The 225-nt window shown below is 62.2% G+C and carries 1 protein-coding gene; it reads right to left on the bottom strand.

The window, feature by feature from the left end; all coding sequences use genetic code 11:
* A partial coding sequence (locus A3714_RS06395; RefSeq protein WP_156493835.1) for an iron-containing alcohol dehydrogenase occupies positions 1–225 on the bottom strand: 225 nt, incomplete at both ends.

Below are 225 nucleotides of genomic sequence, written 5' to 3'. Positions count from 1 at the left end.
CCCAGCAGGCGTAGTGCTTCACGGGCCAGCATATCCGAATAGGGGTTTTTCTTGTGGGCACTGGTGTAGGCCTCAATGGCATGAACCATGGCATCCACACCGGTGGCCGCCGTTACATGGGCCGGCAAGCCAAGGGTCAGCGTTGCATCAAGCACCGCCAGATCCGGCAGCAACGATGGCGCCACCACACCCGCCTTGGTGGTGGCGCCATCGTTGCTGCCGGAT

It is taken from the genome of Alcanivorax sp. HI0007, assembly GCF_001635525.1.
Classification (GTDB): Bacteria; Pseudomonadota; Gammaproteobacteria; order Pseudomonadales; family Alcanivoracaceae; genus Alcanivorax.
The sequence above is the reverse complement of the archived record's forward strand: the minus strand, read 5'-3'. Positions and strand labels throughout refer to the sequence as shown.